The sequence below is a fragment of the Streptomyces sp. NPDC005266 genome (genome assembly GCF_040607655.1).
In the GTDB taxonomy this organism is placed as follows: domain Bacteria; phylum Actinomycetota; class Actinomycetes; order Streptomycetales; family Streptomycetaceae; genus Streptomyces.
This window is the reverse complement of sequence record NZ_JBEXHC010000029.1, coordinates 43198-59661: the sequence shown is the minus strand read 5'-3', so window position 1 is coordinate 59661 and position 16464 is coordinate 43198. Positions and strand designations below refer to the sequence as shown.

1 protein-coding gene is annotated in these 16464 nt (G+C 74.7%); it reads left to right on the top strand.

From position 1 onward, the window contains the following. The first annotated feature begins 40 nt into the window (after positions 1-40). Entirely contained in the window at positions 41-16459 is a 16419-nt protein-coding gene (locus tag ABZU99_RS32690) for a type I polyketide synthase (protein ID WP_356228109.1), read from the top strand. Positions 16460-16464 lie beyond the last annotated feature (5 nt).

Sequence of the window (16464 nt, the reverse complement as noted above, 5' to 3'; positions counted from 1 at the left end):
GCCCCACCGCTAGGGACTACCAAGGATGGACCCGTCACCCATGGCCAATGAAGAGAAGCTCTTCGAGTACCTCAAGCGCGTCACCGCCGAACTGAAGGAGACGCGGGCGCGCTTGCGGGACGCGGAGGCGGCGGCCGGTGAGCCGGTGGCGATCGTCGGCATGAGCTGCCGCTACCCCGGCGGGGTGACCTCGCCGGAGGACCTGTGGCGGCTGGTCGCCGACGGTGAGGACGCGATCTCGGAGGTCCCGGCCGACCGCGGCTGGGACCTGGCGGGTCTGTTCGACGTGGACGGGGCGCGGCCCGGCACCTCGTACGTCAACCGGGGCGGCTTCCTCCACGACGCCGCCGACTTCGACGCCGGGCTCTTCGGCATCTCGCCCCGTGAGGCGCTGGGCATGGACCCGCAGCAGCGGCTGCTGCTGGAGACGTCCTGGGAGCTGTTCGAGCGGGCCGGGATCGACCCCGCGTCGCTGGGCGGCAGCCGCACCGCGGTCTTCATGGGGTCCAGCTTCCACGGTTACGGCGGCGACCTGACCGCCGCGCCCGACGAGGTCCAGGGCTATTTGCTCACCGGCCGCGCGGACAGCGTGATCTCCGGCCGCATCGCCTACACGCTGGGCCTGGAAGGCCCGGCGATCACGGTGGACACCGCCTGCTCGTCGTCGCTCGTGGCGCTGCATCTGGCGGTGAACGCGCTGCAGCGCGGCGACTGCTCCCTCGCTCTCGCCGGTGGTGTGATGGTCATGTCCACCCCCGAGGTGTTCGTCGAGTTCAGCCGCCAGCAGGGGCTGTCCCGCGACGGCCGGTGCCGGGCGTTCTCCGGGAGCGCCGACGGCACCGGTCTCGCCGAGGGCGTCGGCGTCCTGCTGGTGGAGCGGCTGTCGGACGCGGTGCGCAACGGCCATCAGGTACTGGCCGTGGTGCGCGGCTCGGCGGTGAACCAGGACGGGGCGTCCAACGGTCTGACCGCTCCGAACGGCCCCTCGCAGCAGCGGGTGATCCGGCACGCGCTGGCCGACGCCGACCTGTCCCCCGTACAGGTCGACGTGGTGGAGGCGCACGGCACGGGCACCAGGCTGGGCGACCCCATCGAGGCGGACGCGCTGCTGGCGACGTACGGTCAGGAGCGGCCCGCCGGACGGCCGCTGCTGCTCGGGTCCCTGAAGTCCAACCTCGGCCACACGCAGGCCGCGGCCGGGGTCGCCGGAATCATCAAGATGGTGATGGCGATGCGGCACGGCACGGTGCCCGCGACGCTGCACGTGGACGAGCCGACCCCGCACGTGGACTGGGAGTCCGGCGCGGTGGAGCTGGTCACCGAGAACACCCCGTGGCCCCGGACCGGGCAGCCGCGCCGTGCCGCCGTGTCGTCGTTCGGTGTGAGCGGCACCAATGCGCACGTGATCATCGAACAGGCCCCGGCCGCCGAGGCCCTGGCCGCCGAGCAGCCGCCCGCCGAGCAGCCGCCCGCCGAGCAGCCGCCCGCCGTCGGCGCGTTCGCCCCGCTGGCCGCGCCGGACGGTCCACTGCCCTGGGTGGTGTCAGGGCGTACCCGCGAGGGACTGCGGGCGCAGGCCGCACGGTTGCGCGGGTTCGCCGCCGCCTCCAACGCGCGTCCCGCCGATGTCGGCTGGTCGCTGGCCTCCTCGCGCGCCGCGCTGGAGCACCGCGCGGTGGTCGTCGCCGAGGACCGGGAGGGGCTGCTGGCCGGGCTGGACGCCCTCGCGGCGGGGGAGCCCGCCCCGCACGTGGTCAGTGGCGTCGCGGGCGGTGAGGCGGACGGTGGCGTGGTGTTCGTCTTCCCGGGCCAGGGTTCGCAGTGGGTGGGCATGGCCACCGAACTGCTGGACACCTCCCCGGTGTTCGCCGAGTCGGTCCGGCAGTGCGCGCAGGCGCTGACGCCCTACACCGACTGGGACCTCCTCGAGGTCCTCCGGGGCGGCGACACGCTGGACCGGGTGGACGTCGTGCAGCCCGTGCTGTGGGCGGTGATGGTGTCGCTGGCCGCGCTGTGGCGCTCGGCCGGCGTGGTGCCCTCGGCGGTGGTGGGCCATTCGCAGGGTGAGATCGCGGCCGCGTGCGCGGCGGGCGCCCTGTCACTGGAGGACGGGGCGCGGCTGGTGGCGCTGCGCAGCCGGGTGATCGCGCGGGACCTGGCCGGACAGGGCGGCATGGTGTCGGTCGCCGCCTCGCCCGACCGGGTCACGGAGCTGCTGCCGGGCCGGGCCGGGGTATGGGTGGCGGCGGTGAACGGTCCGTCCGCCACGGTGCTCGCGGGCGAACCGGACGTCCTGGCCGAGGTGGCCGCGGCGGCGGAGGACGCCGGGCTGCGGGCCAAGACGGTAGCCGTGGACTACGCCTCGCACACCCCGCACGTCGAGCGGGTCCGCGACGCGCTGCTGGAACTGGCGGCCCCGATCACCCCCCGGTCCGGGGACGTCCCCCTGTACTCCACCGTCACCGGCGCCCCCATCGAGGGCGAGGCGCTCGACGCCGAGTACTGGTACCGGAACCTGCGCGGACAGGTTCGTTTCCACGACACCGTGAGGACCCTCGTCGGGGAGGGCTCCACAGTCTTCCTCGAGGTCAGCCCGCACCCGGTGCTTGCGGGCGCGATCCAGGACGCCGGGCACGCCGCAGACACCGACGTCCAGGCGGTGGAGACCCTGCGGCGCGGCGAGGGTGGGCCCCGGCGCGTTCTGACGTCGCTGGGCGAGCTGTGGACGTGCGGCATCCGCCCCGACTGGGCGGCGGTCTTCGGCGGTGAGGTGGCGCGGGTGGACCTGCCCACGTACGCCTTCGAGCGGCGGCGCTACTGGCTGTCCGGCGCCGCCAACGGCATGGGCGGCCCGGCCGGGGCCGGTCTCTCACCGCTGGGACACCCGCTGCTGGCGGCCGGGATCGGCGTGGCCGAGGGCGGCGGATACGTCTTCACCGGGCGGTTGTCGATGTCCTCGCACCCCTGGCTCGCCGATCACGCGGTGGAGGGCCGGGCCCTGGTGCCGGGCGCGGCCATGCTCGAACTGGTCCTGCGGGCCGGTGAGTACACCGGCTGCGACCGGCTGGAGGAGCTGGTCCTGCGAGCCCCGCTGCTCGTGCCCGCCGACGGCACCGCTGTGGAGCTGCAGGTCGGTCTCGACGCCCCCGACGAGCTGGGCCGGCGCGCGGTACGGCTGCACTCCCGGCCGTACCGCCCCGGGCCGGACGAGGACGGGGCGGAGTGGGTCTGCCACGCGACGGGCACGGTGACCACCGCGGCCGCGGACGCGTCGGCGACCCCGGCGCCGGAGACCGTATGGCCGCCCGCGGACGCGCGACCGGTGGAGGTGGCGGGCTTCTACGACCGTCTCGCGGACGCCGGTTACGCCTATGGGCCGGTTTTCCAGGGCGTCCGCGCGGTGTGGCGGCGCGGTGAGGAGGTGTTCGCCGAGGTCGGTCTCGAGGAGTCCGGCGCGAGCGACGCCACGCGGTTCGGGGTGCACCCGGCCCTGGTGGACGCGGCGTTGCAGAGCAGGCTCGCCGTGCTCCTGGACGACGGCGGCGAGCGGAAACTGCCGTTCTCGTTCACCGGGGTGCGCCTTCACGCCACGGGGGCCGTCACCGCGCGGGTCCGGGTGACCCCCGCCGGGCCCGACACGATCTCGCTGTCGATGAGCGACCATGCCGGGCTGCCGATCCTCACCGTCGACCAGCTCACCTCGCGTCCGCTCGCCCTCGGTGCGGCGGCCGGCGTGCCGGTGGACTCGATGTACGAGGTGACCTGGGCACCCCTGCCCACCGCCGAGGCCGAGGTGGACCGGGTCGCGCTCCTGGGAGAAGCCCTGCCGGGGCTCGACGTGCCCTCGTATCCGGATGTCGCCGCCGTGCTCGCGGCCGTACGGGCGCAGGAGCCCGTGCCCGGGACGGTGTTGCTGCCCTGCCCGCACGGGGACGGCGCCGACCTCCCCGCCGTGAGCCGGGATCTGCTGACCCGGGTGCTCGGCGCGGTCCAGGAGTGGCTCGGCCACGAGGAGCTGGAGGACATCCGGCTGGTCCTGGTGACGCGGGGCGCGGCCACGGTGGAGGCGGGCGAAATTGTCGACGTCGCGCAGGCCGCGGTACGGGGCCTGGTGCGTTCGGCGGCGTCCGAGCATCCGGGCCGGCTGCTGCAGGTGGACGTCGATGGTGGCGCGGAGTCGGTGGCGGCGCTGGCCGGTGTGGTGGCGGCCGCGGTGGCGGCGGGTGAGCCCGACGCCGTGGTCCGGTCGGGCGAGGCGCTGGTGCCCCGGCTCGGCCGGGCCGCCCCGTCGGACGCGAACCTGCTCACCGTTCCCGACGGCACACAGGCGTGGAGCCTTGACCTGGATGCGGCGGGGACGCTGGAGGGGCTGAGCCTGGTCGCCTGCCCGGCGGCCGAGGCGCCGCTGGAGGCGGGTCAGGTGCGGGTGGCGGTGCGCGCGACCGGCATCAACTTCCGGGACGTGCTCGTCGCCCTCGGCGTGGTTCCCCTCTCGGGCGCGGCCTTCGGCTGTGAGGGTGCGGGTGTGGTGGTCGAGGTCGGTCCGGGGGTGTCCGGTTTTGCCGTCGGCGATCGCGTGATGGGTCTGTTGTCGGGTTCGTATGCCGGTCCGGTGGCGGTGGCCGATTGCCGGATGGTGGTGCGGGTGCCTGGTGGCTGGTCCTTCGCCGAGGCGGCGTCGGTGCCCGCGGTGTTCCTGACCGCTTATTACGCGCTGGTGGATCTGGCGGGTGTGCGTGCGGGTGAGTCGTTGCTGGTGCATGCGGCGGCCGGTGGTGTGGGGATGGCCGCGGTGCAGTTGGCGCGTCATCTGGGTGTTGAGGTGTGTGCGACGGCGAGTGAGCCGAAGTGGCCCGTGGTGCGAGGCACCGGGGTTGCGGCGGAGCGGATTGCCTCCTCGCGGTCGCTGGAGTTCGCGGACCGGTTCCTGGAGGCCACCGGTGGCCGGGGTGTCGATGTCGTCCTCAATTCCCTGGCCCGGGAGTTCGTTGATGCCTCGCTGCGGCTGCTGCCGCGCGGCGGGCGTTTCCTGGAGATGGGCAAGACCGACATCCGCGACGCCGAGCAGGTGGCCGCCGTACACCCGGGAGTGTCCTACCGCGCCTTCGACCTCGGCGAGGCGGGTCCGGACCGGGTCGGTGAGATGCTGGCGGATCTGGTGGAGCTGTTCGAGCGGGGTGTGCTTGCTCCGTTGCCGGTGACGGCGTGGGACACCCGGCAGGCGTCGGAGGCGTTCCGGTATGTGAGTCAGGCCCGGCACGTGGGCAAGGTGGTGCTGACCACTCCGCCGCCCGCGATCGAGGGCACCGTGCTGATCACGGGTGGCACGGGCGTCATCGGATCCGCCGTGGCCCGTCACCTGGCCACCGACCACGGTGTCACCGACCTGGTGCTGGCCGGCCGGCGTGGCCCGGACGCCCCCGGGGCCGCTGATCTGGTGGCGGAGCTGGCCGAACTCGGCGCCACGGCTCGGGTGGTGGCGTGTGACGCCGCCGACCGCGAGGCACTGGCCGGGCTGCTGGACGGGCTGCCGGAGTTGCGGGGTGTCGTCCACGCGGCCGGTGCCCTGGACGACGGTGTGGTGTCGGCGTTGACGCCGGAGCGGCTGGAGACGGTGCTGCGGCCGAAGGTGGACGCGGCGTGGAACCTGCACGAGCTGACGCTGGACCGGGATCTGTCGTTCTTTGCTCTGTTCTCCTCTGCCGCGGGCGTGTTCGGGGCGCCGGGGCAGGGCAATTACGCCGCAGCCAATGCGTTCTTGGACGGTTTGGCGCAGTACCGTCGGCGGGCCGGGTTGCCGGGGCAGTCGCTGGCCTGGGGTCTGTGGGCCGAACGCAGCGCGATGACGGGGGGTTTGAGCCAGGCGGACCTGGAGCGGATGGGCCGGACGGGCGTGCGGGCGCTGTCGACCGATGAGGGTCTTGCTCTCTTCGATGCCGCGGTGCGGGGGCCGCGTGCGGTGGCGGTTCCGGTCCGGCTGGATGTCGGCGTGTTGCGGAGGCAGGGTGATCCGGCTCCGCTTCTGCGTTCTTTGGTGCGGGTGGCCGGGCGGCGTGCTGCTGCGAACGCGCCGGTTGGTGGTGGGTTGCGGGAGCGGCTGGTGGCGCTTTCGGCGGTGGACCGTGAGCGGGAGCTGACGGAGTTGGTGCGTGTTCAGGCCGCGGTGGTGCTGGGGCACGAGGGGGCCGGGGCGGTGTCGGCGGACCGGGCGTTCAAGGATGTCGGGTTCGATTCGCTGACGGCGGTGGAGCTGCGGAATCGGCTGGGTGCGGCGACGGGGCTGCGGTTGCCGGTGACGGCGGTGTTCGACTATCCCACCCCTGCCGCCCTGGCTGCTGAGATCGGTGAGCGGCTGTGCGCGGATGGCGGCGAGGTGGCGCGGTCCGCGACTCCGGCGGTGCCGGTGGCGGTGTCGGCTGCCGTGGACGACGATCCGATCGCGATCGTGGGGATGAGCTGCCGCTTCCCCGGCGGCGTCCGGTCGCCCGAGGACCTGTGGCGCCTGCTCACCGAGGGGCAGGACGCCATGTCACCGTTCCCCACCGACCGGGGATGGGACCTCGACGCGCTGTTCGATCCGGACCCGGACCGGCCCGGCACGTCGTACACCCGTGTGGGCGGGTTCCTGGACGACATGGCCGACTTCGACCCCGAGTTCTTCGGCATCTCGCCGCGCGAGGCGATGGCCATGGACCCCCAGCAGCGGCTGCTGCTGGAGACGACCTGGGAGACGTTCGAGCGCGCCGGTGTCGACCCGGGCGCCCTGTACGGCTCGCTGACGGGCGTCTTCATCGGCGGCTCCGTGTCCGGCTACGGAATGAACCTCTTCACCTCCTCCGACGGCCTCGACGGCCACCTGCTGACCGGCAACGCGAGCAGCGTGGCCTCCGGGCGGGTGGCCTACACCTTCGGCCTCGAAGGCCCCGCCATCACCGTGGACACGGCCTGCTCCTCGTCGCTCGTGGCCCTGCACCTGGCCGCCCAGGCCCTCCGGCAGGGCGAGTGCGACCTCGCGATCGCCGGCGGCGTCACGGTCATGCCGAGCCCGGCGCTCATGGTGTCGTTCAGCAGGCAGCGCGGGCTGGCGGCCGACGGCCGCTGCAAGGCGTTCGCGGCGGGCGCGGACGGGACGGGCTTCGCCGAGGGCGTCGGTGTGCTGCTGGTGGAGCGCCTGTCCGACGCCGTCCGCAACGGACACCAGGTCCTGGCGCTCGTACGTGGTACGGCGGTGAACCAGGACGGTGCGTCCAACGGTCTCACCGCGCCCAACGGCCCCTCCCAGCAGCGGGTGATCCGGCAGGCACTGGCCAACTCCAAGGTGGCCGCCGCCGAGGTGGACGTGGTGGAGGCGCACGGCACCGGAACCGCGCTGGGTGACCCGATCGAGGCGCAGGCGCTGCTGGCCACCTACGGCCAGGACCGGCCCGCGGACCGGCCACTTCTGCTGGGCTCGGTGAAGTCGAACATCGGGCACGCGCAGGCCGCGGCCGGCGTGGCGGGTGTCATCAAGATGGTGATGGCGATGCGGCATGGTGCGGTGCCGCGGACGCTGCACGTGGACGAGCCGACGCCGCATGTGGACTGGTCGGCCGGCGCGGTGGAGCTGGTGACCGAGGGCCGGGAGTGGCCGGAGGCGGAGTGGCCGCGCCGCGCGGGCGTGTCCTCGTTCGGGATCAGCGGCACCAACGCGCATGTCGTCCTGGAGCAGGCCCCCGTGGCCGCCACGCCGCCCGAGAGGGAGCCCACGGAACCCACGGGCGCCGCGGTCCCGTGGGTGGTCTCCGGCCGGTCGGCGGCCGGGCTGCGGGCGCAGGCGGCGCGGCTGGGTGCGTTCGTGGCGGCGGCCGGCGCTGACGCGGGTGTGGCCGAGGTGGGCTGGTCGCTGGCATCAGGGCGGGCGGCTCTGGAACACCGTGCGGTGGTGGTCGCCGGGGACCGGGACGCGTTCCTGTCGGGGCTGGACGCCCTGGCGGCGGGCGAGTCCGCGGGGAACGTGGTGAGCGGTGTGGTGGAGAGCGACCGGCGGATCGCGCTTGTGTTCTCGGGCCAGGGGTCGCAGCGGGCCGGTATGGGCCGTGAGCTGATGGCGCTGCCGCCGTTCGCCGAGACCTTCGACGAGGTGTGCGACGCGTTTGACGGGCTGTTGGACGTCCCCCTGCGTGAGGTGTTGCTGAGCGAACCGGGGACGCCCCATGCGGACCTGGTGGACCGCACGGATGTGACGCAGGCGGGCCTGTTCGCCTTTGAGGTGGCGCTGTTCCGGCTGCTGGAGCGCTGTGGGGTGAGCGCCGACTTCGTGATGGGGCATTCCGTGGGGGAGTTGGCGGCGGCCCATGTGTCGGGCGTGTGGACGCTCGCGGACGCGGCCCGGGTGGTGGCCGCGCGGGGACGGTTGATGCGGGAGCTGCCCCCCGGTGGGGTGATGGCGGCGCTGGAGGCCGGAGCGGCGGAGGTCGCCGAGTGGGTGGAGAACGCCGGTGACGGGGTGTGGATCGCGGCGGTGAACGCGGAACGGTCCGTGGTGGTGTCCGGGGTGGAGAGCGCCGTGGCCGCGGTGACGGAGACGGCACGGTCGCAGGGGCGTCGCACTCATCGACTGCGGGTGGAACAGGCTTTCCACTCCGGCTTGGTGGAGCCGATGCTGGGCGCGTTCGCCGAGGTTCTGGGCGAGGTGTCGTGGGGCGTACCGCGCATCCCCCTCGTGTCGAACGTGACGGGTGCGGTGGTGGAGCCCGCGGAGATCGGAAGCGTCGGCTACTGGGTGCGGCACGCCCGCGAGGCGGTGCGGTTCGCCGAGGGCGTGGAGTGGCTCGGGCAGCACGGGGTGACCGATGTCGTCGAGGTGGGGCCGGACGCGACGCTGAGCGGTCTGGTCGCCGAGCAACTGGCCGCGGCGGTGGCGGTGCCCACCGCCCGGCGGGACCAGGACGAGGTCGTCACGCTGACCCACGCGTTGGCGCACCTGCATACGCGGGGCACCGCGGTGCGGTGGCCGACGCTGCGGCCGGGCCGCCGTCTGGACCTGCCGACCTACGCCTTCCAGCGCCGGCGCTACTGGCCGAGCCGGCCCGCCCCGGTCGGTGTCGACGCCGCCGTCGGCTCCGTCGGGCTCGAAGCCACCGGCCACCCGCTGCTCGGCGCGCGCGTCGGCCTGGCCGACGGCGACGGCGTGCTGCTCACCGGACGGCTGTCCCTGGCCGAACAGCCGTGGCTGGCCGACCACGCGGTGCTGGACACGGTCCTGCTCCCCGGCACCGTCTTCGTCGAGATGGCGCTGCGCGCGGGCGAGGAGGCGGACTGCCCGGTCGTGGAGGAACTCACCCTGCACGCCCCCCTGGTGCTGCCCGGCGACGCCACCGTCCGGATCCAGCTGACCGTGGGCGGCCCCGATGAGAGGGGCCGCCGCCCCGTCGCCGTGTACGCGCGCCGGGAGGACGCAGCGGAGTGGATCACCCACGCCACCGGACTGCTGGCTCAGGCGGCACCGGTGGCCACCGCCGAACGGCCCGTCTGGCCGCCCGAGGGCGCCGAGCACGTCAGCCTGGACGGCCTCTACGACCAGCTGAGCGACGGCGGATTCGGCTACGGACCGGCGTTCCAGGGACTCACCGCCGCATGGCGGCGCGGGGCCGAGGTCTTCGCCGAGGTCCGCCTGCCCGAGCAGAGTGCCACCGACACCGAGGGGTTCTGCCTGCACCCGGCGCTGCTCGACGCGGCGCTGCACGGCATCTCCCTGATGCACGCGGCCAACGGCGCCGATGCCCCGCGCGGCCTCCCCTTCTCCTGGCAGGGCGTACGGCTGTACGCCGCCGGGGCCGGTTCGCTGCGCGTCCGTCTCTCCCCGACCAGCACCCCCGGGATCGCGGTGACGGTGACCGACGACGCGGGGCTGCCGGTGGCGTCGATCGACGCGCTGGTGCTGCGGCCGGTCACCGGGGATCAGCTCCAGGCCGCCCGCGGCCACGGCGATTCGCTGTTCCGGCAAGGCTGGACCGAGGTGACGCCCGTCGCCGCACCGGATGGCGCGCCCCCGCTCCGCTGGGCCGCGATCGGCGCCGAGGCGGCCGCCGTGGTGCGCGCGGCGGGCGCGGACGCCGACCCGTACGAAGACCTGGAGGCGCTGGGCACGGCGATGGCCGAGGGCGTCCCCGCACCTGACGCGGTGGTCAGCGTATGCCCCGACTTCCCCGGCGAGACGCCGGAAGCGGTCGCGGCGGCCACCGGCTGGGCGCTGGAGACGGTGCGTGGCTGGCTCGGCGACGACCGGTTCCCCGGCGCCCGGCTGGTGCTGGTCACCCGTCACGCCGCGTCCGCCGACGGCCGGGAGGCCGGGCTGCCGCACGCGGCGGTCCAGGGCCTGGTGCGCTCGGCCCAGTCGGAGCACCCGGACCGCATCGTGCAGATCGACCTCGACGGCGATGCGGCGGCCGCCCGGCTGACCGATGCCGTGCTGGCCGCGCGCGGTGCCGACGAGCCCGAGCTGGCGATCCGCGACGGCGTCCTGCGGGCACCCCGGCTGAGCCGTACCGCCCCGGCCGCCGACGCCGACACGCCCGCGTGGGACCCGCGGGGCACCGTGCTGATCACCGGTGGCACCGGAGCGCTGGGCAGCGCCGTGGCCCGGCACTTGGCCGTCGTCCACGGCGTCGAACACCTGCTGCTCGTGGGCAGGCGGGGCGTGCGGGCCGCCGGTGCCCAGGAGCTCGTGGCCGAACTGGCCGCGCTGGGCACCGAGGCCACCGTGGTGGCCTGCGACGTCGCGGACCGCGAGAGCCTCGCCGCCGCGCTGGCGGCCATTCCGGCCGACCGGCCCCTGCGCGGTGTGGTGCACGCCGCCGGGGTCGTCGACGACGGGATCGTCTCCTCGCTGACCTCCGAGCGGCTCCGCACCGTGCTGCGCCCCAAGGCGGACGCGGCCTGGAACCTGCACGAGCTCACCGCGTCGGCGGACCTGACCGCCTTCGTGCTGTTCTCCTCGGCCGCGGGCGTGCTGGGGGCCGCGGGACAGGCCAACTATGCCGCGGCCAACGCGTTCCTCGACGCCCTCGCCCGGCACCGACGCGCCCACGGCAGGCCCGCGCACTCGCTGGCCTGGGGCCTGTGGGAGCGGCGCGGCCAGATGTCCGGCGCCCTGACCGGGCGCGACCTGGCCCGGGTGTCCCGGGGCGGGATGTCCGCGCTGTCGGTCGAGGCGGGGCTCGCGCTGTTCGACGCGGCGCTCGCCGCCGACGAGCCGGTCCTGGTGCCGATGGTGCTCGACCCGGCCGCCGCCCGGAGCGGCGGCGCGGCCGTTCCCCCGGTCCTGCGCGGGCTGGTACGGACCCCGGCCCGGCGTGTCTCGCGGGAGACCGCGCCCACGGGTCTGCGGGAGCGGATCCGCACGATGTCCCCGGCCGAGCGGGGCAAGGCCGTGCTCGACGTCGTGCTGCGGCATGTCGGCGCCGTGCTGGGCCACGCGCCCGGCAGCGCCGTCGAGGCGGACCGGGCCTTCTCCGATCTCGGCTTCGACTCGCTGACCGCCGTGGACCTGCGCAACCAGCTCGCCGACGCGGCGGGGGTACGGCTGCCGGCCACCCTGGTGTTCGACTACCCGACGCCGAGGGCGCTCGCGGACCACCTGCACGCCGAACTCGTGGACGCCGAAGTCACCGCCGCGCCGGCGCCTGCGGCGGTCGCGACCGAAGAGCCGATCGCGATCGTCGGGATGAGCTGCCGTTACCCCGGCGGGGTCGAGTCGCCCGAGGAACTGTGGGACCTGGTCCTCCAGGGCCGGGACGCGATCACTCCCTTCCCCGACGACCGGGGGTGGGACGTGGCGGAACTGCGTGACCCGGACGCCGGCCGGCCCGGTGCCGGCCATGTGGGCGCGGGCGGGTTCCTGCACCGCGCCGCGGAGTTCGACCCCGCGTTCTTCGGGATCTCGCCGCGTGAGGCGCTGGCCATGGACCCCCAGCAGCGGCTGCTGCTGGAGACTGCCTGGGAAGCCTTCGAGGACGCGGGCATCGACCCCACCGCCGTCCGGGGCAGCCGCGTCGGTGTCTTCGCCGGGCTGATGCACCACGACTACGCGACCCGGCTGCGCGCCGTCCCCGAGGAGGTCGCGGGCTTCCTGGGCAACGGCAACACCGGTTCCATCGCCACCGGCCGGCTCTCCTACACCTTCGGCTTCGAGGGCCCGGCGGTCACCGTGGACACCGCCTGCTCCTCCTCGCTGGTCGCCCTGCACCTCGCGGCGCAGGCACTGCGCCAGGGCGAGTGTTCGCTCGCCCTGGCGGGCGGCGTCGCGGTGATGTCGACGCCCGCGGCGTTCGTCGAGTTCAGCAGGCAGCAGGGGCTGGCGCCGGACGGCCGGTGCAAGTCGTTCGCCGCCGCCGCGGACGGCACCACCTGGTCCGAGGGCGTCGGCCTGCTGCTGGTCGAGCGGCTGTCGGACGCCCGGCGCAACGGACACCGGATCCTCGGTGTGGTGCGCGGCACGGCGGTGAACCAGGACGGTGCGTCCAACGGTCTCACCGCGCCCAACGGCCCCTCGCAGCAGCGGGTGATCCGGCAGGCGCTGGCCGGCTCCGGGGTGGCCGCGGCCGAGGTGGACGTGGTGGAGGCGCACGGCACCGGAACCGCGCTGGGTGACCCGATCGAGGCGCAGGCGCTGATCGCGACCTATGGCCGGGAGCGTACGGACGACCGTCCGCTGCTGCTCGGCTCCCTGAAGTCCAACATCGGGCACGCGCAGTCCGCCGCCGGCGTGGCGGGTGTCATCAAGATGGTGATGGCCATGCGCCATGGCGTGGTGCCGCGGACCTTGCATGTGGACGAGCCGACCCCGCATGTGGACTGGTCGGCGGGCGCGGTGGAGCTGGTGACCGAGGAACGGGAGTGGCCGCGGACGGCGCGGCCGCGGCGCGCCGCGGTGTCCTCGTTCGGCATCAGCGGGACCAACGCGCATGTGGTCCTCGAGCAGGCGCCGGAGGACCGGGAACCGGCGGTGGTCGCTCCCATGCCGGACGACGGGGGGCCGGGCCCGGTGCCGTGGCTGGTGTCGGGCCGGACGGCCGAGGGGCTGCGGGGCCAGGCGGCGCGGCTGCGTGAGTTCGTCGCGGACGCCGGGTCCGATGCCGCCGTGGGCGAGGTGGCCTGGTCACTGGCCTCCTCGCGGGCGGACCTGGAACATCGCGCGGTGGTACTCGCGGACGACCGCGCGGACTTCCTCGCCGGATTGGGCGCCGTGGTGGCCGGTGAGTCCGCGGCCCATGTGGTGAGCGGAGTCGTGGAGAGCGGCCGGCGCGTCGCGCTGCTGTTCTCGGGCCAGGGCTCCCAACACGCCGGGATGGGCCGCGACCTGCTGGGGTTGCCGGTCTTCCGCGCGGCCTTCGACGAGGCGTGCGCGGCGTTCGACGGACTGCTCGATGTGCCCCTGCGGCGGGTGCTGCCGGCCGAGGAGGGATCCCCGGAGGCGGAGTCCGTGCATCGGACCGAGTACACGCAGGCAGGGCTGTTCGCCTTTGAGGTGGCGCTGTTCCGGCTGCTGGAAAGCTGTGGCGTGAGCGCCGACTTCGTGATGGGCCATTCCGTGGGGGAGTTGGCGGCGGCCCATGTGTCGGGTGTGTGGTCGCTCGCCGACGCCGCGCGGGTGGTGGCCGCGCGCGGGCGGCTCATGCAGGGGCTCGCGCCGGGCGGTGTGATGGCCGCCGTGGAGGCCGACGAGCCGGAGGTCGCGGCGTGGGTGGCCGAGGACGCCGGCCGGGTGGCCGTCGCCGCCGTGAACGCGCCCCGCTCGGTGGTGGTTTCCGGCGTGGCGGACGCGGTCGATGCGGTCGTGGAGACCGCGCGCTCCAAGGGGCGCCGCACGCACCGGCTGCGGGTGGCGCAGGCCTTTCACTCCCCCCTGGTGGAGCCGATGCTGGACGCGTTCACCGAGGTCCTGAGCGGTGTTTCCTGGGGCACGCCGCGGATTCCGATCGTGTCGAATCTGACGGGCGAGGCCATCGGAGCCCAGGAGATCGGGAGCGTGGACCACTGGGTGCGCCACGCCCGCGAAGCGGTGCGGTTCGCCGACGGGGTGGCCTGGCTCGGCAGGCAGGGAGTGACCGACTTCGTCGAGGTCGGTCCGGACGCCACCTTGAGCGGACTGGTGGCCGATCAGCTGGGCTCGCCCGGTTCGGCGATCGTGGTGCCGACGACGCGGCCGGATCAGGACGAAATCGTCACGGTGTCGCACGCGCTGGCACGTCTGCACACCCGGGGCACCGCGGTGGTGTGGCCGACGCTGCGGCCGGGCCGCCGTCTGGAGCTGCCGACCTACGCCTTCCAGCGCCGGCGCTACTGGCTGGACGCGCCCGCGAGCACCGGCGAGGGCCGCGGTCTCGAAGCGGACCAGGCGTTCTGGTCCGCGGTGGAGGGCGAGGACGTGGACGCGCTGGCGCGCACCCTGGGCGTCGCCGAGGAGGAACGGCGGTCCCCGCTGCGGGAGATGCTGCCGATGCTGTCGGACTGGCGTCGCCGCTCCAGGGAGCGATCCGCGCTCCAGGACCTGCGTTACCGGGTGGCCTGGCGCCCGGTCACCGAACCCGCCGCCGCGCTCACGGGCACCTGGCTGGCGGTCACCGCGGGCGGCCCGGCGGCCGACGCCTGCCTCGAAGCGCTGGTGCGGCAAGGCGTCGACATCGCCACCGCCGACCTCACCGGCTGCGAGCCCGATGACCTCGCCGACCGGCTGCGCGCCGCTCATCCGGGCACCCTGGTGCGCGGTGTCGTCTCACTGCTGGCGCTCTCCGACGCGCCGGATCCCCACGGGACCCTGAGCACGGCCCTCGCCCTCGTACGCACGATGGGCGAACTCGCCATCACGGCGCCCCTGTGGTGCGTCACGCGCGGGGCGGTCGCGGTCTCGGCGGACGAGGACGCCGACCCGGACCAGGCTCAACTCTGGGGGCTGGGCCGGGTGGCCGCCCTGGAACACCCCGACCGCTGGGGCGGACTGGTCGACCTGCCGTGGGAGGCCGGCCCCCGTGCCGCGGGCCGGCTGTGCGCCGCACTGGCGGGCACGACGGGCGAGGACCAGCTGGCCGTCCGGGCGAGTGGTCTGCTCGCCCGCCGGCTGACCCGGGCCCCGCTGACCACTCCGGCCGTCGGCTCCGGATGGACGCCGCGCGGTGCCGTTCTGGTCACCGGCGGCACCGGAGCGCTGGGCGCGCATGTCGCCCGGTGGCTGGCCCGCGCCGGAGCCGAGCACCTGATCCTGACCAGCCGCCGGGGTCCGGCGGCGCCGGAGGCCGCCGCGCTGGAGGCCGAACTCACCGGGCTGGGGGCCCGGGTGACGGTGGCCGCCTGCGACGTCGCCGACCGCGCGGCGCTGACCGCCCTGGTCGGGCGGCTCACCGCGGAGGACGTCAAGATCAGCGCGGTGCTGCACACCGCGGGCATCGCGCGGCCCACCAGCATCGAGGACACCGGCCCCCAGGAGGTGGCGGCCGTCTGCGGCGGCAAGGTCGACGGCGCCCGCAACCTGGACGAGGTGTTCGCCGACGCGGATCTGGACGCCTTCGTCCTGTTCGCCTCGACGGCCGGCGTCTGGGGCGGAGCGGGCCAGGGCGCCTACGGCGCCGCCAACGCCTACCTCGACGCCCTGGCCCAGCGGCGCCGGGCACGCGGCCGCACCGCCACCTCGATCGCCTGGGGCCCCTGGGGTGGGGGCGGCATGGCCGCGCGCGAGGACGCCGAAGCGCATCTGCGCCGCCGTGGCGTCAGCCCGCTCGCGCCGGAATCGGCGCTCGCCCTGCTTCAGCAGGCGCTGGACCACGACGAGCCGCTGCTCACGGTGGCCGACGTCGACTGGGACCGCTTCGCCCTGTCCTTCACCGCGGCCAGGCCGAGCACCCTGCTCGACGAGATCCCCGAGGCCACGGCGCGGGTGTCCGCCGAGCCCGCGCCCGACACCTCGGCGCGGCCGGCGCAGCGGCTCGCGGGGCTCTCCGGCGCCGAGCGGCAGCAAACGCTGGTCGAGGTGATCCGTACCCAGGCGGCCGAGGTACTCGGACACGCCACCCTCGACGGGATCGAGGCGGGCAGGCCCTTCCGCGACCTCGGCTTCGACTCGCTGGCGGCGGTGGAGTTCCGCAACCGGCTGAGCGAGGCCACCGGGCTGAGCCTGCCCGCCACGTCGATCTTCGACTATCCGACACCCCGCGAGCTGGCCGGGTATCTGCGGGCCGCCCTGGGCGACGAGGACGAGGTCACCGAGGCCTCGGTGCTCGCGGAGATCGACCGGCTGGACGGCAAACTCGCGGCGGTCGCGGCCGGCGCGGACTCCCACCCGGACATCGCGGCCAGGCTGGAGACCCTGTTGGCGCGGTGGCGCGGCGAGACGGGCGAGCAGGCCGAAGAGTCGACGGCCGACCACATCCACTCCGCGACGCGGGACGAGGTCTTCGACTTCATCGACAACGAGCTCGGTATCTGAGCGTG